Raw genomic sequence first — 21,403 nt, 5'->3', positions numbered from 1 at the left:
CTTCAATAAGGAAGGTGTTCTGTGCGAAATCTGAAATTTTTCTCACGGGCTGTTTCTGGCCGAACAATGGCGCAACATATCCGCGTCTGGCGAGCCGGAGACAGACGCTGCTGGTAACGTATTAGCCTGACAGGTGAGTATTCCTGCTGACCTTCAAAGGGAAAACCGTATGGTGAATGAAGGAGTGCTTTTTCAAGGGAAAAAAATTAAACAGGCAGGTATACAAAAATCGACCATGAACGCGAAAGCGATGACCTTTTTCTGCCAGAAAGGTCTACCCCAGGATGTGGCCGTTGATGAAATTTAAATGCAGAAAGAATGCGGTTAATCTTTCCTGACTTTGCCCGGGGATTTAAATCTGGACACTGTTTCTTCAGCCTGTATCAACAGCATCAACTGGTGAGATAAATTACAGTTTCTGGATGCAAGGATTTTCTCTATACGGGCCTTACGGTCCGGATTTTTTATCATCCGGAGAAAACGGGATGGTCCCGAAAGATATTCGGCCAGACGAATACTGACCGCTTCCGAACTGGCCGAAAACATGGCATCAAGTTCTTTTTCAAACCGGATCTTGCCGGATGGACAGGTGGCCCTTTTTAACGGCGTCAGCTCCTGAACGAGCTGCAAGATGCAATCAGGAAAATGGTTTTTGAGGTCATCAGTTTTTAACTCTGTATGGATGACCGGCAAAAATAAATAAGAAGCACAACGGACATTCAGGTCGGGCGAAATCGTACGCAACCGGTGATGGATCGAGTCTGAAAGATGAAAAAATCCTTGTTCATCTGAAGGCGTCGTTATTCCTGTTGATGCAAACGCGATATGACAGATAGTGCTTGCGGTGTGTAAAAGTTGATTTTCCATGAGTGATGAATGTCTTTTATTCAAAGGGAACAACGGGCTGCGAATAACGCATAATTGAAACTTTGCATTTTTTTGCGCTGCATGTCGGACAGGAGTCATATTTATCCGGCGCATGAATGAAGGGTTTTTTGCAGACCAGACAGTAGTCTTTATAATCCGCCTCACTCATCCCGTTGAGAACCTGAACTATCCTGTTAACCTGGAGCGGGTAGTATTCTGGCGAATATCCTGTCTGTATTAACAAATCAACCAGTGCATTAAAATCCATTTCTTTTGTGGATTCTGTAGGGTTTTGAGGTTCATATCCGAAAATATGTATTGCATTGTTCACAACAACGTTAGAGAGCAGCATCGCAGATTTTTCACCAAGCCACGACCTACTCCTGATCTGGTATTCACTCCTTTGCGATACTCCAGTCTGTCAGCAACTTTACGGCCATACAAATGCGTTATCGTATATTTGTTAGCATCATATTCCAGTAACCTGATGGCTTTTGCCAGGCTATCCAGCTGGCTTACCTCACTCTTTTTTAAAACCATTATCCGTATTCTCCTTAACGTGACCCGGTACCGGGTCAGACGACCGGCTGAAAAAATGACTGCGTGTGGTTCTGAAAAGTAACTTTTTAACTAAATTCGTACGGGGTCGTGTATTCGTTATCCTGTATGAACCATAATCACTCTGTCGCAATCCTGACTGACAGTGGTGAGTCAATATAAACCCACTGTGATACTAAAATTTCTTTAACTTCTCATACGACTCTTTCAGAGTGAACTCTACCCGTAAGTTTTCCATATTTTCTCTGGGTATAAATCCCTCAAGCAGATCAGCCAGTATCTCGTACCCCCACGCATAAACTTTGGAACCACGTCGACCGGTATCATAGGTTATAAACCGGGGAAAGAAGATCACATTCGTGACCTCAACGAATGCAGACATTTCTGTTTCAACCAACATCTGAAATGCATCATTTGACAGGGCTAAATAGGACTGGACAAAAGCAGGTTTAAATCTGGCGAGATTCCACAGATTAACGAGGAAGTTCATCTGTATAGAGACAATATTTTTCCGGAATAACTCAAGGTCGACAGGTTTGTAGACATAACTTTTCCCGCTTATTAATTCGCACGGGGCATTGGGTTTCAGCTCTGAACTGTCAAATGGTCGCCCGTATGCATCAAATTTCAGGTAATGCGAGTCATCCAGGATCAATTTGATCAACTCGCTCCATAAAACAGGTTTTCCGTTTACACGCGGAATTAACAGACTCCCGGGGCGTGCCTCTGATTGTGCAATTCGATTAAGACGAGAATCTGTAGATGGATGGAAAAAACGGCCCAGGAGGATATCGGGAATATAGCGATAATCCGACGCGAGTTCACGAGGCAACACGCTGAGCAGCTTTTGCTGACTCCGGATTAACTGTAACTCCGAACGGAGAAACGCTTTAATGACCGAGTCAGTCTGTACGTTTTGTTGTACGCCCATACGTTCTCCAGGACACTTTTGAGTCGATATCTCACTGCGCTACTTCTGCGCGTTAATGGGGCTTTTATTATATCACAGCAATCTCGGTCGGGTGTAGAAAAAATTATTCACAAATATTATAAAGCACTATCTGCATTTTAGTGCCTAGTGTTAGATCATCGATTTTTTCACCTATATCATTAGGCACTTTTATGCCAAAACTTGCGCAAACCATCATCTTTCATTGGTGCTTTTTTTAAAAAAAGTCACCAATGGGAAAAAAACGTCATTGGTGAATTTTTCCAAAATAGTGACCAATGGGCTGTGATTTCCCAGGTTTCGTCATTGGTAACTTTTCCCAAAATAGTCACTTATGTATAAGGGTAACTATTCCAGATTCGAAAAAAGTTACTTTTCTGGTACCCCCCCCCCTCCGGAGTCAGGTTTTCTGTTCACTCAGTGCGCTCACGGTGCTCGGCTTGTAGGCGATATTCGTCTCAACACATAAAAGTCACTTTTTAGCCGTGGCAGTGTGCCCGCAGAAAAAAGTTAAAAAAAATTAAAATCACCCCTGTTAGTCCTGAAAAATTTTTTTGAACTCCTGTAGCCTGTTTGTCTGGAGGAGTAGATATGAACCCGATAATTACCGATCATCAGGAAACCGTTATCGCGAACTCGGTACGATACATCGAGTTACTGAAGCTAGAAGCTTCAAAGGTTTTGGATGGATATTGGGCCGCCTGGAAGGCGCGAAACCAGTTGATATCACAAAACACGTATGCAAATGGCGGGAGATTTATTCCCGGCAGATACGCGCCAGTGTTACAAAAGGTCGGTTCATCGCAAAAACTGACTATTGTCTGGAAGGATTTTTCGCCCAGGTTCAAAAACAAAATTGAACATCATGGGGTTGTTGTTAAACCGAAGCAGGGAGGCTACAGCGTTAGTTGTTTTAAATATGCACTGGACTGGGAACTGGACATGATCCAGGAGACAGAAAACAAAATTAAACCGATCCGTGAACTGCTTACGGAATGTCATCAACGAAAGCTAGCCGACATCAAAAGACTGGAAAAACTGAAGAGGTTATTATAATGGTCGATAACGTATCCCCTAAAAATGAACAGCGTAATCAACGGAACGCCGGTAACAACCGTCCTTTAGGGATGGTCATGTCAAAATTAAAGCCACTTTCCAGTGATTTTTATAATCATTTCCATGAAAAAAACAGAGCCTGCCTGCGTCAGTTCAACGCCATTTCTAATGCTATTTATAATATCTTCCGGCTGGTCGAAGGTGATCAGGCAACTAGCACCAAAGTTCAGAAATGGCTTTCAGGGGTTTATGACGAACTTTCTGGTAATGTCAATACGTACAAAGACCAGATTGACAAAAATATCTCCAAACTCCCCATCGAAGATTCATCATTCGAGGGATTTGACTATGAAGAATTTGAGATTCGCTGGAATCACCCATTAACCTATAAATTGCTGAACATTATCCAGACCATCAACGTACTGACTCGCCAGGCGCACCAGCTGTGGTTATATGGTCAGATATCTCAACAGATCCACGACCGTATTATCCTGCAACTCCTGAGCTCCCTTCGTGTCGCCATGGATAGCATCAGTAAAATACTGAACGCAGAAAATCGCGTGAATGGTAAATATGATGCATTGCCATTCATTCAAAGCATTAAGCGGTTTAAATCCGTCGAACTGTATATTGCGAGCCTCGAACCAAAACCCGATGCTGAGACGGAGCAGGCGTTAAAAAAAGAAGAAACGGTAGTCCAGAGTAAGACAGACTGATAAGGCCGAGAATACTGTCACTCCCGTTCCGGTAGTCCAGAGTAAGACAGCTGATAAAGCCGAGACTTCTGTCACTCCCGTTCAGGTTCAATAAACTCACAGGTTGATATGAGTATTATATCCAGGCTTTTTTATAAAATCAGGGTCGCCCTCTCAGGAGGGCATGACTACGACAGTATCTATGATACTGATGATGAGTATGATATCCCGCACACGCCTAACAAGGACGTGCAAAGCTATCTTGACTATCCCAGCAAGCCTACGGGTATAACACTCTTTTCAGAGCGTGAAATCTTATCCGTCCATGCAAACCGGTTACAGGAAATCAACATGTATATCGGTTTGCCTAATTCAGACCTGAGTGAGGATGCCTATACTTTAACGAATCTGGTTATTAAGCCATTGATGGAATTTACGCGCTGGATACACCTTTTACCTGCGTCTGAAAATCATCACCATGCTGGCACCGGTGGCCTGTTTATCAGCACGAAAGGGATCTTCATTATCGAAGAGAAACACTACTCCGGAGACATTCATGGTTCTCTCGATGATAGAGTGTGGACAGTCGTGTACCGTTACGGTGAACAAAAACACAAGATGCAGAATCCGTTCCTTCAGAATAAAACCCATATATCAGGCGTATGTCGGGCTCTGAAGCGTGACGAAAAGAATATTTTCAATGTCGTGTTACTGACGGGCAGCAGTAAGTTCATGGTGAACCCCGTCCCGGAGTGGTTGTGCCGTAACTGTACTGAACTTGGTAACAAGTTCATCGCGTACGATACAGAGCCTGTTTTAAGTGTTGAAGAAATTGGCTGGATAGAAAGTGACTTGCGTAAGGCGATGTTGCCCCAGACGCTGTTAACTGACCTGGGCCATGTTTATTCTTTGAAATTAAAGCACCGGCAAAAGATATCAGTACCGCACAGAGTGACCTATTTTACGTTGCTGACAACCACCCTGTTCTTCCGTGCGCTGAAAAAGTTATTTTCACGTAAGCGGTCTGAAGTCATACATAAACAGTACCGCGAATAGCGCGTTTCCCGTTCGTCATCAGGTATAAACAGGGCCACCAGCGGGCCCTGTTTAGTTAAAGTAGTCAGATGCAGGAGGATTCAGGTACGGCACGGACTGCCACGCGTGGATCATGTTGACCATTTGCTCGGCGATCCCCATGGACTGGTTTAGCCGGTATGCGGTCCGGGCCACCATCCTTTTCTGATGTTCATCAGATTTCACATCCACCAGCCTGAAGCGCCACCACTCCTTACCGCAGTGAATGACGCAGATATCAAACTCGGCCTTGACCACCGGCAGGTAGTGACGGAGATTCAGCTCCTGCAGTAGTGAATACGCCTGAGGCATATATCGTCCATCGAATGAGCCCGCCCAACGATACGTTGCGATGAATGGCGGTGAGTCCAGAGATTTAAGAAATGTCATGTCAGGTCCACCAGCAGCTTTACCAGTCTCTTATTATAAAGATTCAAACGCCTCCTCAAAGCCCCTTTTTCACCCGGGCAATAAAGTGACTTTCACCCGCTCCGGTAAAAGTGACTTTTATCGACATCGTAATCAGGTCTGGTTCCATATTTAGTGCGAGTTTTTGGTACCGGTACTTTGGGTGGATGTTTAGCGACAGGATTAAGGTGATCGGGTAATCATAAACAACCAGAAATTATGGGCACTGTGATGTGACAGCCCCGGTGATTAAAAGTGACTTTTGTCGAGGTATAAAACACGTGGGATGTGCCGTGGATACGCAGGCCCCAAAGGTGGTAACAGTAGCTGCGACGTCTGAAGCTCTGCACCACCTGCTTAATGACGCCAGGGAAGCCTGCTCACCACGGCGAGTCCTTCACAAACCGGCTGACTGATATCATCGCGTTATTCTCTACATACCAGTCCACCAGCTGTTTGTCGTTCATCCCCTCAGGGGTTTGCACAACAGCATTGTCCGGGCCTGAATGGACCTCTGCTACCAGTACCAACCCTATCGTGCCAGCAATGTCCCTGAGAGCGGTAAAACGGTGTGCCAGCTCCACGTCAAGGTCAGCGAAGCGTACGCCGTTCAGAGAGGCGATAAACGGTAAGAATGACAGATTGCTTTTCCGTCCTGCTCCAGACGCTGGGGCATCTGGTAATGCAGCTATCTGTTCGAGTGATAGTGAACTCAGGTCCCGATTGCTGTGGCTTAAGGGCAAAACCAAACATCCATTATTTTCTGATTGCTGTTCATTTTTCATATAGCCCACCTTTGGTCTTGGCTTAAGATGTTGTCATAGTGGTAACGCTAAGCGCTTCCTGAACCGCCATACAGATACTAATGCGTTATTCTCGATGTACCAGTCCACCAGCTCTTTTTCATCCATCCCTTCTGGTGTTTGCACGATAGAGTTATCCGGGCCTGAATGAACCTCTGCTGACAGCATCACCCCTTTCGCATATGCAATTGCCTTCAGGAACGGAAAAAGGTTAACCCACTCAACATCAATTTCAGAAAAACGCATGCCATCCAGAGATTCTATTACCGGCAAATACGAGTCGAAATTTACATTCAATCCTGACTGCGTCGGCCCCGTTAAGGTTTGGTTCTCTTTGGATTCCTGTGGGAATAAATTTTCTAATTTCTTTTTAATGTCCATACTTTATTCCTTATATCAGATAACCCAAGGATGATATCTTGAGCAGTATTACTACACTCTGCCATTTTTTTCCCCCGAAAAGCGAAAAAATAAATGAGGGCTGTCGTAAAAGAGCCACCCAGCCAAGCCCAAAAGAAATCCCAAGAAAAAACAGTTTTATCCCGGGGACTGCCTGTTTCCATCGAGTTTAGCACTGGGTAGGTTTTAGCCTTCCAGACCAGCTCGTCATACTCGTTTTTTGTCAGACGAACATAGTTATCATCATCGGGTTCGGAGACGTCGGAACCTTCGACCAGGGCACTGGCCTGCAATGTGCCGTTTTTATCAGCAGAATGCACCCACGATGTGTCCGGGCTTGTGGCCTTCGCCTGTGATAAAAGCGCAATACAACTAATAGCCAGGAGTATTGTGTGTTTTCTCATTACGTTAATTTCCATTCAATAAGACGATCATCAAGTCCATCCACCAGCAGCAAGGCAAAGGTTTATATCCATGACTAAGAAAGTTACTTTTGCCTTATGAGTCCGGTGCCATGAAGCTTATGCCCCTAGAAAAATTCGTCTGAATTCATCGACACCTTAACACCAAGCCAGAGCACGTTTGCTTGTAATGCATAGGCGGATAGCTTAATGAGCATCCCCTCCTGAAAAATCCCCTTCAACGGTATATCATTCATATCACAATACAGAGTGACCACCAGCAATACATAGAAGAATGCTAAAGGAAACGTTCTGAAAAAATATACTGTCATTGCCGCAAGCCCACGAATTACGTAGAGCGTACTCATGACAAAGGTTTGAGTACGAGAAGGTGGTTCCTGAATTTTGATATTCATGTGAATGTCTTTTTGTTGGAGGATGGATTTATTATGCTCCGGTGAAAAGGTTAACCAACATACCCAGTCTCGATTAACCCATCCCACACTTCAGATAGTCGGGCTGACTTCTTTGTACCAGAGTCGGACTGCCTCGAACCTGCTGGAAGTGCTCGCCATGGATCCTGAGACTTTAAAAATAGTTTCAACTGATATAACGTCTATGTTTTTATCTTCCAGCCATTTATTCATGTCGATGGTGGCCTGCCACTCCCCCCTGTCAAAGGTTTGTCTGTCATCTCTGAAATCATGAAATTTAATGCCCATATTTGACTCCTGAAAAAAATAAGTAGTCTTGAAAAACGCGAATGACTGTCTTTCAGCATTATACATAATCATATTGTCTGTCGTAGCCACTGGTTAGAGCATTCATCTCATTTCAGGTTTTTTTATCATCGCCGATTCATAATCACCCTGGCATTTCAGGGTTAGTATCCGGCGGTAGATAAAGGTTACTTTTCTCTGAATGCCTGCCCCTGGTGACTGCCAACATCCACCAGCAAAACCAACATCATCGATGTGATGATGATATCCCCCCCTTCGGTCCCAGCACAATGGCATTCTATGGGCGCGCATGAGCCGCTACTGTCAGCATTAACTAACTATTCGAAAAGTTTCTGAGTTACTGAAGAACATTACTGAAGCCGATTATTACGTTTTGCGATTAACTACATTTATCGCCACCAGAAAAGTATTTCAGATTTTCTCCATCCGAATATCATGACCTGTTGTGATAATATCATCGCATATTCACCCATCATTAATAGCGAGCCTACAAGGAACACAAAAGCGATCGGAAGGAATCATGCCTCATCCCTACTACTTCAGATGATAAGTTTGTATTTATGCTTACACTCACATTGACACTCATCTGTTTCGCCATAATATCTGCTTTGACCTTTCTGGTCTCAGATGAAGAAATTAAATCCCTGAGGGTCTGGTTTTACATCCCTTTTGTATTTTTCTCTTTTGTATCCTACCTCTCATATTGTGCCTGGCGTGGTTCAAGGCCGAAGAAGCCATGAACAAATTAATACTGTCCCTTCTTCTTTGCGCCCCACTTGCGTCAGGCATTGCTGCAGAAAGTGACCCTGATGTCAGACCGCCAGAGAAAAAATATATAATCGCATTATATGAACTGTCTCCGGTAATCGGATTGATTATTTCTGATATTGCCAGTGTGCGTAGACATAATTGCAATGACACAATGACCATAAAACGTATGCAGGACACACTGGCTAATGATGTGTTTGTGTCCGACACACTGAGACGGAACGCGGCAGATCGTTCATATATGGACTCAGAGGCATACCGGGCCGAACTGAACCTGAACTACAGGCAATGCCACTAAAGAGCGCCAGCTGTCGTGCTGTGCGCTTCCTGAAGGCTTTTTACAGCTGATACCAAAGACTGGCCCTTTGGCGTAGAGATAGCGTACCCCGACGTTATGACGTCATTGAGTCCTGGTCGTCTTGTTGCCTGCTTTACACCCACCAGCGACAAAAGTTACTTTCTTCGCCTGAAGATTCATTATTGCTGTGTACCCGATAACCCGTAATTTACCAGGCATTATGAGCCTGCCATCACTTAAGGCTAATGTCCCTTACCTCTCTCGTATTTATCCAGGCATTATGAAAACTCATACCGGCCCAATGCTACCGGTCAGAAATAGCTTTTCTCTGATTGTGTTTTGTTTACCCCAGTCATCCTTTCCGGCCACTGACATTATCAGGGATGGTTGGCATTATGTTTCTGTGTCATATTTCGGCCCGGTGTAAAATAATCTGTAGGTGGTGCTGCCCATGATGAAGTTTTTAAAAGTAGCAGGGATATCTGTTTTAGCGCTGGCCGTGTTTATAGCAGTGCTTATAGCGTGGTACTGGCTGGACGCCCGTGCGTCTCTCCAGGCGGATATACGCGCCTGCCCTTCAGTGACGACAGAGCAGGCCACAGCCGCCGTTTTGAAGAATGTCCTGTTAAATGGCGAACGGCTGTTTTCGAAGCCCCATTTAACTCAAAAGGATGTGATCATTGAGGAACGAGGGGTGCAGGTAGGACAGACCGGCACGCTGGTACCGTTCAGGATTGACGGCGTAACTGACCGGCGTTACTTCGGTATGACAGGTTGCGCATCGCTGGATGCGGTTGAATACGCCACGGAATATTTTACAGAGCCCTGACAGCGGTATGGCGTTTCACGCCCGATCTGCACGTCATCATTGCGTCAGGTTCTGACGGTAATGTGCAGGGTGCCTGCCAGTGTGAGCGAAAGTAACTTTTCCTCTGATTGCCTTCATCACTTCTTTCAGAAAACAGTACATGACGATTGAGCAACCTGCATCAGTACAAGTGAAAGGATCGGATACGTGCGGTCAGCCACTCCCCCTTACCCCCCTCTGTGCCCGCGAACACTTTTGGTCGTTTGGAAAAATCGCAATCAGAAGAAAGGTTCCGGGTTTCTTGGGTGATCGGCGTGCGCCAGTTGGCCCGCCAGGTGCTTTAGCGGGTTTGGATTGTACATGCTTGCCCCTGTAGTGGCACACTGATACTGGCCACCTGATCGGAGGTGATATGCTCACCTCCACAACACGACAGGTGATCAAATGGCTAAACATTTCACGGCTGAATTTAAGCTCGAAGCTGCAAAACTGGTTGTCGACCACGGCTACACATTTGTTAAGGCCGCCGAAGCGGTTAATGTCAGCCATTCCGCTCTGACTCGCTGGGTCAATAAACTCAGGCTGGAGCGACAAGGTAAAACCCCTGCCGGGCTTCCTCTCACCCCTGAGCAGCTTGAGCTGCGTGAGATGAAGAAAAAAATACAACGCCTTGAAATGGAAAATGAAATATTAAAAAAGGCTACGGCGCTCTTAATGTCGGACTCACTCAACGGTTCACGGTAGTCGACAGGCTAAGGGCGCGATACCCGGTTACGACCCTGTGCCTGACCTTTAAGGTACATCGCAGCAGCTACAGGCACTGGCAGGCTTCGGCCAATGAGCCAGACGGGGAGCGCGTGAATAAACGCAGCCAGGTCATGGAGGCCTGGAACGCCAGTGGCGGTTCTGCCGGCGCCCGAAGCATCGCGAGCATCGTTACCCGGGACTCCGGTGTCAAAATGGGGCGTTGGCTGGCCGGTAGGCTGATGACTGAGCTGGGCATCGCCAGCTGTCAGGTACCCACCCACAAGTACAGGCGTGGCGGTAACGAGCACGTTGAAATACTGAATCATCTCAACCGCCAGTTCGCGGTCACAGAACCAGACCAGGTCTGGTGTGGCGATGTGACCTACATCTGGACAGGTAAATGCTGGGCTTATCTGGCGGTGGTGCTGGATCTGTTCGCCCGTAAACCGGTGGGCTGGGCCATGTCGACGTTGCCGGACTCGACACTGACGGTCAAAGCGTTGCAGATGGCCTGGGAGATGCGAGGTCGCCCAACAGGCGTAATGTTCCACAGTGACCAGGGCAGCCATTATACCAGCCGCAAATATCGGCAAGCACTGTGGCGCTGTCGGATAAAGCAAAGCATGAGTCGGCGGGGCAACTGCTGGGATAACGCCCCAATGGAGCGGTTCTTCCGGAGCCTGAAGACAGAATGGGTGCCGACGAAGGGCTACAACAGCTTCAACGAGGCCCAGAGCGCGATAATCCGATATATCACGGGCTATTACAGCGCCGTGCGGCCTCACTGGTACAACGGCGGCTTAACGCCAAACGAATCGGAGCGACTGTACTACATACAGTCTAATGCGGTGGCCAGTATTAGTTGACCACTACACCCACCAGCTGACCGTCATTCTATCCCCATGTCCTCGTCAGCGTTAAAGCCGATCGCCTCTTCATCCATGAACGCCGGATAATTAAACTCCTCCACTGCTTTAATAACGTCCGGGTGGTTGCGCCAGTATTCATCCACAATACCGACGGATAACTGTTCTGCTTCCTGTCGCAACTGACGAGCGGTCTCATAGTTGTCCCAGCCGCTTTCGTAGCTGGCTTTCTCGTAGAGTGCCTTCTGTTGCTCTTCAATTCGGCGGATTTCCTCCAGACTAGCAACGTGCCCGTACCATTCCAGGTTGCAGGCATTACCGGCAACCACTAGCCGTTCATTTTCATCCCGGATTTCGATCGTTCTTTCATAAAAGCTGACCGGTCCGCAGTCTCTGCACATCCACGGATCATAACTATCCTCTTCCTCCCCACGTTCGTTCCATTCACCCCGCATAGCGGCTTCCTTTGCCCGTTCCAGCGCATCTGCCACGGTCTGGGCTTTACCCAGCAGGAATGTCCCGTCAGTGATGTAGGTGCCTTGCATCGGGTCATCTTCAGGGTATTCCACACGCCCTGTTACATAGACACTGAACCGATACTGTTTCTCTTTCTGATTGACCAGATAGCTTTCGCGTTTTGCTGTCGCCTCGTCCTGATAAAATGCCAGGGATTTTAACGGAAATGGCATATCCCTTAGCCATTCATCGCGGGCAAGCCGTAGAGCCAGACGCTCGACGTTCGACGCAAGGTCGTACACTGCTTTACTTGTGATAGCCCCGCAGCGCCTGAGTAAGCGGACACATTGTGCAGCGGATTGCCTGTGGCCCCCAATCATGCTGTAAAATGTATCTTCGTCGATATCGATTTCCGCCCGAAAGATGGCGTCATGCAACATGAAATCGCCCTCGTGTTTTGCCAACTCCACCAGCGTGGTCATAATATTGGCAAACACATCTTCATTCTCTGCAGCAGTGATTAATTGTGTTGTAGTCATTTTATTGTCCCTGTCTTTAACGTTGCGGCGCTCCCTTAAGAACACTCCGCTGGCTGATAACCAGGATAGCAATTAAAATCAACGCATCAAGACCCAAAATAGTAAGTATCCTCCGGCAGAGCCGGAGGCTTTAGGGTGAGCGCCTCAAAGGCGCCGACAAACCATGAGCCGCCCAGGGCGGCTGCTATACGTTCAGTTTCATTTGATCGTATCGTTCGTCTTCTCTCTCCTGGTTGCGTATGTACGCCCTGACCGTGGCTTCATCCAAACCAACGGTTGAAACGAAATAACCTCGAGCCCAGAAAACTTCACCGGTGAAGTTTTTACCTCTGCCGAAGTGTCGTGCTATCGCTATCGCACTTTTTCCCTTCAGATAGCCGACTACTGTCGATACCGAGTACTTTGGCGGTATGCTGATGCACATGTGGACATGATCGCGCATCAGATGCCCCTCCAGAATCTGACAGCCCTTCTGGCTCGCAAGCTCGTGGAATATTTTTCCCAACTCATGCCGCAGCGCACCATATAACCGCTGCTTCCGGCGTTTAGGGATATAAACCACGTGATATTTACAGTCCCATTTCGTATGGCTTAAGCTCTGATAGTCTCTCATCACGAATCCTCATCTCTTGGCGGAGATTTCAGATTCGCGCGACTGACTTAAAGGTCAAACCTTTCGGAGTCCCCCGGCAAAGCCGGGGGTTTACCGGATTTAATTAACGAATCATGCCGTTCAAGGGGGTGCGATGAAGGGTTTAATATTGAGGAACTATGCCTGTGTGATGACCTCAGCCTAAAAAGTTACTTTCCTGTTTATCTCAGTCCATAATTTTGCACTGTTTATGGACTGTGTTATTTTATTGAACAGTTATCCATACTAATAAACTGTCAGTGTCTATATGCCCAGCAATCCCCCCCCGGATAATAATGACCAGTCTCGCCGGGTGGCAGTGGCCGGACATTTCTTTCCCTGATTGCAGTTATTTAAATAATAAATTAACATAACGAAAATTGACGCATCGATGCATTGATTTAATTATTTATTACCCTGAATATTATTGTTAATATCGGGATTTAGGGCGGTTCAATAAACATCAACTATACCCATAGAAATATGACTTATGAGGGGTCCGGTATGACACTTACGGCATATTACCAGTTAAAAAATACAAAAAATGCAGGGCTCGGTATCGAATTGCTGGATAGTGAAGCTGCTGCCTTTATTGTTCTGGAAGAATGCAGTTATGAAAAACCGAATGAAATTGCCCGCTACGGACATAACGGTACAGCTGGCGATCGCTCGAACGCCTTCAGCTGCGCGATGAATAAAGCGCGAAGCTCTCAGAATTACAGCGGCGCAATGTGTGATTACAACGTTTACGAAGAAACCGCCTGAATCTTCCTGTAGTAGCTGTGTGTAGTCTTTGCCCGCCACTGGTGGGCTTTTTTTTTGATTTTCCCCGCCGGTCGTGCGGTTTTTTAATTGGTATCCGGGCAGGAAAAAGGGGCTACCAGCGCGAACCGGTAACCCCTTCATAAAGCGCTTCAGGCATGTCAGATCAACCCAGATCCTGAAAAGGCGGGGTTTCCCCCGCCTCCTGGTTGCTACTTACCGTTGGATTCGTAAGCCAGGCTTGCCGCGACCTCCCTGTTCCCGTCCTTTAGCCGGACTTCGCATAAGCGGTTCCGGGTCAGGCATGTGAATATCAAGAGCGTTAAACACACGATTAATACGCACCAGACTAGGGCGTTTCGCGGTAGCTTCATGGCTTTCTTCTCCTTGCAAATTGCACGGTAAGAGGCCATACTGGTGTGGACTAGACATTCAGTGGGCCTCGTGGGTTAATGAAAATTACCTACGGGGCTTTCTGCCTTCTGCCACACAACATCCAAACCACTCAAACGTTATGAGGCAAAAAGCCTCAAGCGCCGACACCATTATACCGTGTTTACTCCCAGGCTAATAAGCTGGTAATCCAATAATTTTTAAGATGGTTTCTGCCGTGTTTCTGCCCTGCATCCTGGCATCTGCTGGAGTTCAGTCATGAATTTTCCCCTCTGTCGGTATGCTCCGGTTACCACTTCTGTGCCGTCCAGTGTAACGGCTCTGTGCAGACGCAATGCAGCGCCAGGACAACCCCCTTGTTCGCCAGCTGCATCCATATCTGATGTTCGCGAAATGACTCAGCCACCTGTTTGAAGATTTACGCCAAAATATAGGTGTACGCCTATGACAAAATTATCCAGGCAATATCAAATATCAGTAGCGTCATGTTTGAAAGAGATTTTTAAAGTCACTTATCCTGATTGTATTTCTTTCAAAATTTAATGAAGGTAAGGTTATTTAGCCAATTGACGCGCCACTTGAATAAGTTATTATTACTTACAAGCACTCAGAACTATCAGCAATTTTACAGGCTCAACAATGCCTGTAGAAATATCTTTGTATCGGTATTATTTTAAGGAATCAATTATGACACTCACTGCATATTACCAGTTAAGGAATACAAAGGCCGCAGGTCTTGGTTTCGAATTGCTGACCAGTGAACCGGGCGCATTTATTGTGCTGGAAGAATGCAGTTATGAGAAACCGTATGAAATTGCCCGCTATGGGCATAACGGGAGTGCAGGCGATCGTTCGAATGCGTTCAGTTGCGCGATGAATAAAGCCCGTAGCCTGCAGAATTACAGTGGAGCAAAGCTGGATTACAACGTTTACGAAGAAACTGCCTGAATCATCCTGTAATAGCTGTGTGTAGTCTTTGCCCGCCGCTGGCGGGCTTTTTTTATGTGACACCGGACAGGAGCGCCAGACATCATGACAGCGCCCTCTCCTCCTTTGCTTCACTTCCTGTCAGGTTTAAGACGACTATCAAACCGGAACGGTATCTGTTGAGCCTTCTGCACGATCCCGTAAAACTCAGGGTGCTCAGGATTTAACAGATAATTGAACTCTACCGGCGATAAGGCTGAGGGAACACGCAGTGCAACCGAGCTCCTGGTAAATGACCAGGCATCGCCGTAATCAGCCAGTTCCTGAGGCGCATCCTCATCAGCCCAGTTGCCCGGTAATTCATCCATGTTTGCGCTTTGGATCAGTTCATCAGGCACATCGATACTCAGTAGCGTGAAAGAGTCCATTATCTGTGCCGAATGCAGGTGTACCAGCGTCTCCAGCATCGTTAGTGATGCCGTTTCGGAGACATATACCATTGACACCCCCACGCTATTCCAGCGCCCACCAGCCTCTTTCGCACCATATCCGGTCCAGGCCGTAGAAAGATACTTTGTTTTCGTCAGCCTGTAGAGGATCACGAGTACACCCCATGCTCCAGACGCGTAATCAGCTTAATGACCTCATACGCTCCCGTCTCGGATGCCATCAGGTCTGCTGGCACTTTCCAGCTCAATGCCCGGTTAGGTTCGTTCAACCACTTCTGTGCGGCTGCCTTGTCGCCTTCAAACAAATCTACCGCCCGATCAATGACGCGGATAATACGTACCAGACGTTCACTTTGTTCCGGGTTAAAACGTGCCTTCACACTGCGGCTAAATGTGGTTGACGGGATACCGGACATTTTTCTCAGGTCATTCTGGGTTATTCTGGCCCAGTCAGTTATCCGGTTCGCCACCTTCCCGTCCAGACCTTCATTGATTTGGCCCAGAAGCGCTACGCCATCAGCATTATTTAACCCGGCAACCTGCCAGAGGCGCTGTGGTCTGGCTGGAGTTGAGGACAAACTAAATGTTTTCATAGCAAACCTCCATTTGGTCTTTGCATTATACCCAAATGGTAATAATAGAGCAAATATCAACCACCAGCAGACGGAAGGAATTTTTCCTGATTGCGATACTCAGAGTGTAGCGATCGGTATCGAGTCCCACCGGGTCGTGTAAGCCGGAGAGAGCATGTCTCTCTTCATTGTCCACGCCGGTGCGATGCCTCGACCTGCAAACCATACTTTGCCTTTGCCTGAATTGTTGATCGTATCCAGTACGTTCATGAGTGCATCGCTGTTCGCATAAGACTTCCCTTCAGGGGTCCGGATAGGCCGTCAGGCGGCAACCTTCAAAGCGCTTAATCAGCGCAACACCGTTCTCACTGACTTGCATCATCAACTCCTGCCTTTCTGGCGGTGAATTTCTTTATCAGGCTGCTAATGGAATCCGTGCCAAGGTAGCCAATGAACACGCTGGCGATGTAAGCCAGATTCGGACTCAGCCCCATAAAATCAAGCAGGTCGCGCACGAACCAGGCAATCATTGCGCACATCAGTGCGTCGGTTAATGTTTTGACGAACGCGCCGCCGTTATAGCGGCCCCGGAGGTACGCCATTACGAACGCCAGCATTGCACCTATGCCCTGCTCACGCGAGGCAAGCAGAGCGGCGAGAAAATCATTTTTATAGGGCATTGGCATAAGCCTCACCTCCGTTTATTACGGATGGCGCTGAAAGTGGGTAGATTCGGTTACGAGTGAATCCAGGAAGTTCTGCGAAAACATGTCGCTTCAGAAGAATTCAAATTTACATGCGCCCGGCCGTTTAAGCGGTGCGTGTCAAGGTAGTTGTCGCCTCAGTTGATTCATGCGGCCCGCGTTTCCCGCTCCGGATTTAGCCACACTTCTTCCTGCCGGCTCCAGTTTCGCGTTGCCCCTGACCAGCGGTGCGGATGCTGCTTTTTCGCGGCCTCGTACACCGATTTTCGCTGTGACAGAAGTTGACGGTCTTCGCCTCTGTGCCGCTGACCCGGCGTCACATAGCGGATACCGCTGTGCCGGTGCTCTTCGTTGTACCAGCCGACGAAGCCTTCCACCCAGGCACGGGCCTCTTCCAGCGACGCGAAGCCCTTCTCAGGCCACGCCGGGACGTATTTCAGCGTCCTGAACAGCGACTCCACGTGGGCGTTGTCGTTGCTTACCCGTGGCCGGCTGTGCGACGCGGTTATCTTCAGTTCCGCAAGCTTCACCTGCAGCACCTGTGACTTCATGGGGGCCCCGTTATCCGCATGCAGCACCAGTGGCTCCTGCCAGCAACGCTCGCTCAGCACTGTCCGCTTTACCAGCTCTGCCGCATATTCCCCGCTTTCTACCGGATGCACTTCATAGCCCACGATTTTGCGGCTGAACACGTCTTCTGTCAGATACAGGTAGAACCAGTGGCCCGCCGTCAGCGACTTCAGCCACGTGATGTCCCACGACCAGACCTGGTTCGGCGCTGTTGCCTTCCAGGTCGACAGCGGCCTGCTTTGTGGAGCCTGCTGACGTCCCCGGTGACTGACTTCGCCGTAACGCCGCAGTACCCGGTAAAACGTCGATTCACTGGCGATGTAACGACCTTCATCGGCCAGCACCGGGACGATTTGTGCCGGTGGCAGACTGGCGAACCGGGGTTCATGACAGACAGCCAGCACCAGCTGCTCCTCTTCAGCGCTGAGCCTGTTCTTCGGCACCGGCCGGGGGGCAGCGGGACGCCGGTCATCAGAGCTGCGTTGCCAGCGCTGGCGAGTCCGTTCGCTGATACCCACACACTGACAGGCTGCGTGCTGCCGGGCGCCGGCATCAAGGGCTTCCTGCACCATGGACATCAGCTGTAATCTGTCGGCCGCGGGTGTCATTCGTCCTCGCGTTCTTCGGCGAAGAACGCCTTCAGCTTTTTTTCCAGAATGAGCAGCGCCGCGGCTTCAGCCAGCGCCTTGTCCTTGCGGGCTATTTCACGGTTAAGTTGCTGAATTTCTTTTTTCTGCTTTTTAATCAAGGCTCTTTCTTCACGCTGACCGGGCTGCATAAATTCGTCCCTCCACTGCTGAATTTGCTCAGGATAAAGACCTTTACGGCGACAGTATTCAGCCACAGCATGAGCAGAAAGCGGTGCGGTTTCAACGAGAACGGCAAAGCGGGCGTCCTGCGACCATTCTGGCGTTGACTGACTTTCCGCTACACGAACGCCAGCCTGAGTACGCCAGGCATAAAGCGTATTGGCCGGGATCCCCTCAGAACGGGCTAACTGAACGACCGGTTGATTATGTGGCGGCATCATTCTGGCGATCAGAGCGGCTTTACGCTCAGGTGAATAAGTGTTCATTATTGTCCTCTCCGGCCCCCGGAAATTTTTCTGTCAGAGGCGACAACTACCCTGACATGGGGGGTAAGGGCTTTACCTGCAGGATAAATTAAGCTAATCTTTACCTCGGCTTGAAAGTTTATACATTCCCTGAAAAGACATTATTTTTTTGCCTGGTTGATAATTTACCGCCCGCTCTCTGATGCGGGCTTTTTTTCGTCTATACTTTCATCGCATGTAAAACAATAACAGGTACCTCCTACCCATTCCCCTTGCATCTTAGACCCGGCAAGGGGTTTCTTTTTCGCCAAAGAAAAAGGCCCACCAGAGTGAGCCTTTTGGGTATCGTACCGTAGTGTGTGTGGTGCCGGGTGCCTCCCGGTGAGCCTTTGGTCAGCCACCATGACTCGCGCATACGGTTTAGCAAATAGAGCAATGCTGTTCACGCCCCTCCGCTTAGGGGGATTCACCACTCCAGTACATTATCCAGGCAACATTCAGTTCGTCAATATGCTGTGACACCAGGCCGCTACGCCTGCTTATTTCCTGCCGCTCTGTTTTGGTATTGGCCGCCAGTATCTGCGGCTCAACCGATTTACAGGTCTTTACGTCGGCCGGTGCTGCAGCTCGCTTGAGCACGTCACAACGGAAAGAGCACTGCTGGGTCGTTCGTTTACAGGTTGATACTACCCAGACGTTAGCAGCAATGCCCTTACCTGTTGTGCGCTCCGTTTCGTGGAGCCGGCGCCGCCGGAATCGCACCGGCAGGATCATCACATTGGTATATGGTGCGGTTGACCGAATCGAACCGCCGACATCCTGCTTACAAGGCAGGCGCTCTACCATCTGAGCTAAATCAGCAATCTGGCTCAGAACTCTCGCGGGTCGTGACGCAGATTTAGTGGTAGAGGTTGATTGTCAGATACCAGCCGATGTTCTTGTCGTGCATCTCTTCAGACTTTGAGAAGCATATGGTTTTGCGGGTAAGCCGCTTAAGATGTGTCCGCAGGTTCAGATTATGTCGCTCTATCCGCTGGGTGTATTTCTTGCTGATAACATGACTGGTTGAGGACAATAAAGTTCGGTATACCGGCCAGGCATCGGTCATGTAGAAGGCAATGCTAAACTGGCTCAGCAAAACCAGAAGACGCTTTAATGTCAGCGCATTTCGTGGGCCAAATACATGGGCGATGACGCGCTTTCGGATGCGGTCACAGGCATAATACAGCCAGCGTTGATTGCCTTTACAGCGGACATATGACCACTGTTCATCGGCTTCACAGCGGATAACGACTTCTGCGCCTGGCTCAACGTTTTGCGTTACCTGATGCGGTGCCAGTTTTTTAGATGACGGAGAATGGTGTTAAGACTTATCCGCAGCACTCTGGATGTATCGCGGCATCCAGAGCCATTCATCACCATATCAACAATAGTTTGATGGGTTTCGGGTTTCGCCCCGTTGTAGCGGTAGTCGAGCTGAAAGGTCTTCAGGCACTGCTTACAACGATAGAGCTGCGCCCCTGAACTGGAATGGCCGTTCCGGATAACCCCCTGAGTTTCAGAGCAACGGGGACAAACCACATCAATCTTTGCCATCAATCATCCAAAGGGCAAAGAGTACAACAACACTAAGAGCCTATCCCAAAAGGCATTGCAGTATACTGCGTTACGGTAATTGATGAGGGAAAAGCATGGCAGGCATTAAATGGCAGATTTGCGATGAACTCTGGGAAAAAATGGCTCCACTGCTCCCGGAACACAAGACCAACCATCCGTTGAGCACGCATCGCAGGCGTGTTGATAATCGTGCCGCGATGAACGCCATTTTCTTCGTGCTCAGAACAGGGTGTCAGTGGAATGCGCTGAATGTGACAGGTATTTGCTCATCAAGCTCAGCCCATCGTCGTTTCCAGGAGTGGCGGGATGCCGGCGTTTTCGAGCGGTTCTGGCAGAACGGATTGCTGGCCTGTGAGAAGCCTGATGCCATTGACTGGTCATGGTTGTCGATGGATGGTTGCATGACAAAATCGCCGCTTTCAGGCTCAAAAAAACGGGGCGCAACCCCACTGACCGGGGAAAACAGGGAGTAAAACGCAGTCTGATGACCGATGGTAACGGTCTGCCACTCTCAGTCGTTGTCAGCGGAGCCAATACTCACGATATCCGGTTAGTTGCAGAGACGCCTGATGCACTTCAGACGGGCCGACCCGGTAAAAGGTTGAGACTGTGTATGGACAAAGGTTATGAAGCCGAATGGCTTGCGGCATATCTGAAGCTTCGTCGGCATGAACCTCATATACAGTCACGGAAAGAGGAGTCAGAAGCCCTCAGAACGACAGAATTTAAAGCGCACCGTAGGGTAGTGGAAAGAACGCATAGCTGGATGAACCGGTTCCGGCGGATACTGACGCGGTGGGAGAAAAAAGTCGGGAACTACGAAGCCATGCTGCATTTTGTCTGCGGTGTCATTGTCTGGAATAAGCACCTATTGGGATGGCCTCTAAGTATTATTGAATCAGGCACAGGCGTGACCTGCGCCGTTACAGCCCCATCCACAGCGCAATTAACGCCAGCAGCGCGGGCAGCGCCTGCACATAAAGAATTTTCCTGCTGGTGGTGATTGCGCCAAACAGGCCCGCAATCAGCACGCACACCAGAAAGAACAGTTTAAACTGGAAACCACCGTCGCCCAGCCACAGCCCCCAGAACAATCCCACCGCTAAAAAACCGTTATACAGCCCCTGATTGGCGGCTAGCACCCGGCTGTCGCGGGCGAAATCAGCGCTGAGATTAAAGGCCTTGCGGCCTGTTTTCGTGTCCCACAAAAACATCTCAAGCACGAGAATATAGACGTGTATGACGGCGACAAGCGCGATAAGAACGGAAGCGATCATGAGCCACTCTCACAA

Annotated in this window: 26 protein-coding genes and 3 pseudogenes; 9 read left to right on the top strand and 20 right to left on the bottom strand. The window is 48.6% G+C overall.

Annotated elements, in window-relative coordinates:
* The first annotated feature begins 169 nt into the window (after positions 1–169).
* A complete protein-coding gene (locus ABOC21_RS29085) occupies positions 170–307 on the top strand; it encodes a hypothetical protein (protein ID WP_426815853.1) in 138 nt (45 codons plus the stop codon).
* A 17-nt stretch (positions 308–324) separates the two neighbouring features.
* On the opposite strand, the gene ABOC21_RS29080 is transcribed toward ABOC21_RS29085, so the two are convergent.
* From ABOC21_RS29080 to ABOC21_RS29070, 3 genes are all read right to left on the bottom strand, one after another.
* Positions 325–867 (bottom strand): hypothetical protein, encoded by a 543-nt coding sequence (locus ABOC21_RS29080; RefSeq protein ID WP_024266295.1) that lies wholly within the window; start codon positions 865–867, stop codon positions 325–327.
* Positions 868–883: 16 nt separating this feature from the next.
* On the bottom strand, positions 884–1,219 hold the full coding sequence (locus ABOC21_RS29075) for a hypothetical protein (protein ID WP_426815852.1): 336 nt from the start codon (positions 1,217–1,219) through the stop codon (positions 884–886).
* A 381-nt stretch (positions 1,220–1,600) separates the two neighbouring features.
* Positions 1,601–2,356 (bottom strand): hypothetical protein, encoded by a 756-nt coding sequence (locus ABOC21_RS29070; protein WP_426815851.1) that lies wholly within the window; start codon positions 2,354–2,356, stop codon positions 1,601–1,603.
* A 609-nt stretch (positions 2,357–2,965) separates the two neighbouring features.
* Between ABOC21_RS29070 and mobI the strand changes: the two genes are divergently transcribed.
* From mobI to ABOC21_RS29055, 3 genes are all read left to right on the top strand, one after another.
* A complete protein-coding gene (gene mobI / locus ABOC21_RS29065; protein ID WP_426815850.1) occupies positions 2,966–3,430 on the top strand; it encodes a conjugative transfer protein MobI(A/C) in 465 nt (154 codons plus the stop codon).
* Positions 3,430–4,146 carry a hypothetical protein gene (locus ABOC21_RS29060; protein WP_426815849.1) on the top strand — a complete coding sequence of 239 codons (717 nt, stop codon included), beginning with the start codon at positions 3,430–3,432 and terminating at the stop codon, positions 4,144–4,146. Before mobI ends, ABOC21_RS29060 begins: the two co-directional genes overlap by 1 nt.
* Positions 4,147–4,254: 108 nt before the next feature.
* Positions 4,255–5,181, top strand: a complete 927-nt coding sequence (locus ABOC21_RS29055) for an NERD domain-containing protein (RefSeq protein ID WP_426815848.1) — start codon at positions 4,255–4,257, stop codon at positions 5,179–5,181.
* 51 nt (positions 5,182–5,232) lie between these two features.
* On the opposite strand, the gene ABOC21_RS29050 is transcribed toward ABOC21_RS29055, so the two are convergent.
* The 6 genes from ABOC21_RS29050 to ABOC21_RS29025 all read right to left on the bottom strand — a co-directional run bounded on the left by ABOC21_RS29050 (position 5,233) and on the right by ABOC21_RS29025 (position 7,932).
* Positions 5,233–5,511 carry a hypothetical protein gene (locus ABOC21_RS29050; protein WP_426815847.1) on the bottom strand — a complete coding sequence of 93 codons (279 nt, stop codon included), beginning with the start codon at positions 5,509–5,511 and terminating at the stop codon, positions 5,233–5,235.
* A gap of 476 nt (positions 5,512–5,987) precedes the next feature.
* A complete protein-coding gene (locus tag ABOC21_RS29045) occupies positions 5,988–6,392 on the bottom strand; it encodes a hypothetical protein (protein WP_426815846.1) in 405 nt (134 codons plus the stop codon).
* A 33-nt stretch (positions 6,393–6,425) separates the two neighbouring features.
* On the bottom strand, positions 6,426–6,791 hold the full coding sequence (locus tag ABOC21_RS29040) for a hypothetical protein (RefSeq protein WP_426815845.1): 366 nt from the start codon (positions 6,789–6,791) through the stop codon (positions 6,426–6,428).
* Positions 6,770–7,213 carry a hypothetical protein gene (locus ABOC21_RS29035; RefSeq protein ID WP_426815844.1) on the bottom strand — a complete coding sequence of 148 codons (444 nt, stop codon included), beginning with the start codon at positions 7,211–7,213 and terminating at the stop codon, positions 6,770–6,772. The genes ABOC21_RS29040 and ABOC21_RS29035 overlap by 22 nt, the downstream gene beginning before the upstream one ends.
* Positions 7,214–7,338: 125 nt before the next feature.
* Complete coding sequence (locus ABOC21_RS29030; RefSeq protein ID WP_426815843.1) at positions 7,339–7,626, bottom strand: hypothetical protein; 288 nt, start codon at positions 7,624–7,626, stop codon at positions 7,339–7,341.
* Positions 7,627–7,716: 90 nt separating this feature from the next.
* A complete protein-coding gene (locus tag ABOC21_RS29025; protein ID WP_426815842.1) occupies positions 7,717–7,932 on the bottom strand; it encodes a hypothetical protein in 216 nt (71 codons plus the stop codon).
* A 1,535-nt stretch (positions 7,933–9,467) separates the two neighbouring features.
* On the opposite strand from ABOC21_RS29025, the gene ABOC21_RS29020 reads away from it, so the two are divergent.
* Both ABOC21_RS29020 and ABOC21_RS29015 read left to right on the top strand, forming a co-directional pair.
* Complete coding sequence (locus ABOC21_RS29020) at positions 9,468–9,845, top strand: hypothetical protein (protein ID WP_042927811.1); 378 nt, start codon at positions 9,468–9,470, stop codon at positions 9,843–9,845.
* A gap of 423 nt (positions 9,846–10,268) precedes the next feature.
* A protein-coding gene (locus tag ABOC21_RS29015) for an IS3 family transposase (protein WP_426811963.1) occupies positions 10,269–11,437 on the top strand; the annotation gives its coding sequence in 2 pieces (ribosomal slippage) (positions 10,269–10,524 and positions 10,524–11,437; 1,170 coding nt in all).
* 23 nt (positions 11,438–11,460) lie between these two features.
* On the opposite strand, the gene ABOC21_RS29010 is transcribed toward ABOC21_RS29015, so the two are convergent.
* On the bottom strand, positions 11,461–12,432 hold the full coding sequence (locus ABOC21_RS29010; protein ID WP_426815841.1) for a Hok/Gef family protein: 972 nt from the start codon (positions 12,430–12,432) through the stop codon (positions 11,461–11,463).
* Between the two features lie 184 nt (positions 12,433–12,616).
* Positions 12,617–13,045, bottom strand: coding sequence for an IS200/IS605 family transposase (tnpA, locus tag ABOC21_RS29005; protein ID WP_426812394.1), 429 nt, complete (start codon positions 13,043–13,045; stop codon positions 12,617–12,619).
* A gap of 522 nt (positions 13,046–13,567) precedes the next feature.
* Here tnpA and ABOC21_RS29000 point away from each other — a divergent pair.
* Positions 13,568–13,828, top strand: a complete 261-nt coding sequence (locus ABOC21_RS29000) for a hypothetical protein (RefSeq protein WP_085551625.1) — start codon at positions 13,568–13,570, stop codon at positions 13,826–13,828.
* A 209-nt stretch (positions 13,829–14,037) separates the two neighbouring features.
* On the opposite strand, the gene ABOC21_RS28995 is transcribed toward ABOC21_RS29000, so the two are convergent.
* Together ABOC21_RS28995 and ABOC21_RS28990 are read right to left on the bottom strand one after the other, a co-directional pair.
* Positions 14,038–14,160, bottom strand: a complete 123-nt coding sequence (locus tag ABOC21_RS28995) for a Hok/Gef family protein (RefSeq protein ID WP_085842394.1) — start codon at positions 14,158–14,160, stop codon at positions 14,038–14,040.
* Positions 14,105–14,257, bottom strand: a pseudogene (locus tag ABOC21_RS28990) (DUF5431 family protein); the annotation flags it as partial. The pseudogene ABOC21_RS28990 and the gene ABOC21_RS28995, both read right to left, overlap by 56 nt.
* Before the next feature lie 648 nt (positions 14,258–14,905).
* On the opposite strand from ABOC21_RS28990, the gene ABOC21_RS28985 reads away from it, so the two are divergent.
* Complete coding sequence (locus ABOC21_RS28985) at positions 14,906–15,166, top strand: hypothetical protein (RefSeq protein ID WP_004026352.1); 261 nt, start codon at positions 14,906–14,908, stop codon at positions 15,164–15,166.
* Between the two features lie 110 nt (positions 15,167–15,276).
* Here ABOC21_RS28985 and ABOC21_RS28980 read toward each other — a convergent pair whose 3' ends face one another.
* The 6 genes and pseudogenes from ABOC21_RS28980 to ABOC21_RS28955 all read right to left on the bottom strand — a co-directional run bounded on the left by ABOC21_RS28980 (position 15,277) and on the right by ABOC21_RS28955 (position 20,090).
* On the bottom strand, positions 15,277–15,747 hold the full coding sequence (locus tag ABOC21_RS28980) for an RES family NAD+ phosphorylase (RefSeq protein WP_426815840.1): 471 nt from the start codon (positions 15,745–15,747) through the stop codon (positions 15,277–15,279).
* A complete protein-coding gene (gene parS, locus ABOC21_RS28975; RefSeq protein WP_426815839.1) occupies positions 15,744–16,187 on the bottom strand; it encodes a type II RES/Xre toxin-antitoxin system antitoxin in 444 nt (147 codons plus the stop codon). The genes ABOC21_RS28980 and parS overlap by 4 nt, the downstream gene beginning before the upstream one ends.
* A gap of 99 nt (positions 16,188–16,286) precedes the next feature.
* Positions 16,287–16,451: pseudogene (locus ABOC21_RS28970) on the bottom strand (DUF4113 domain-containing protein); the annotation flags it as partial.
* Between the two features lie 80 nt (positions 16,452–16,531).
* Positions 16,532–16,852, bottom strand: a complete 321-nt coding sequence (locus ABOC21_RS28965) for a phage holin, lambda family (protein ID WP_426815252.1) — start codon at positions 16,850–16,852, stop codon at positions 16,532–16,534.
* A gap of 164 nt (positions 16,853–17,016) precedes the next feature.
* Positions 17,017–18,515 (bottom strand): IS3 family transposase gene (locus ABOC21_RS28960; protein WP_426815606.1). Its coding sequence is split into 2 segments (ribosomal slippage): positions 17,017–18,092 and positions 18,092–18,515, totalling 1,500 coding nucleotides; the frame shifts between segments, so codons are not numbered across the junction.
* Positions 18,516–19,392: 877 nt separating this feature from the next.
* Positions 19,393–20,090, bottom strand: a protein-coding gene (locus ABOC21_RS28955; RefSeq protein WP_426815838.1) for an IS1 family transposase whose coding sequence is annotated in 2 segments (ribosomal slippage) — positions 19,393–19,832 and positions 19,832–20,090 — 699 coding nt in all. Because the reading frame shifts where the segments join, the coding sequence is not laid out codon by codon here.
* Positions 20,091–20,185: 95 nt separating this feature from the next.
* On the opposite strand from ABOC21_RS28955, the pseudogene ABOC21_RS28950 reads away from it, so the two are divergent.
* Positions 20,186–20,988: pseudogene (locus tag ABOC21_RS28950) on the top strand (IS5 family transposase); the annotation flags it as partial.
* A 46-nt stretch (positions 20,989–21,034) separates the two neighbouring features.
* Here ABOC21_RS28950 and ABOC21_RS28945 read toward each other — a convergent pair.
* Positions 21,035–21,388: a DUF1304 domain-containing protein gene (locus ABOC21_RS28945; RefSeq protein ID WP_426815837.1), complete on the bottom strand. Its 354-nt coding sequence runs from the start codon at positions 21,386–21,388 to the stop codon at positions 21,035–21,037.
* Positions 21,389–21,403 lie beyond the last annotated feature (15 nt).

The sequence above is a fragment of the Klebsiella sp. WOUb02 genome (genome assembly GCF_050058015.1).
In the GTDB taxonomy this organism is placed as follows: Bacteria; Pseudomonadota; Gammaproteobacteria; order Enterobacterales; family Enterobacteriaceae; genus Klebsiella.
This window is presented reverse-complemented; position numbering and strand designations above follow the sequence as displayed.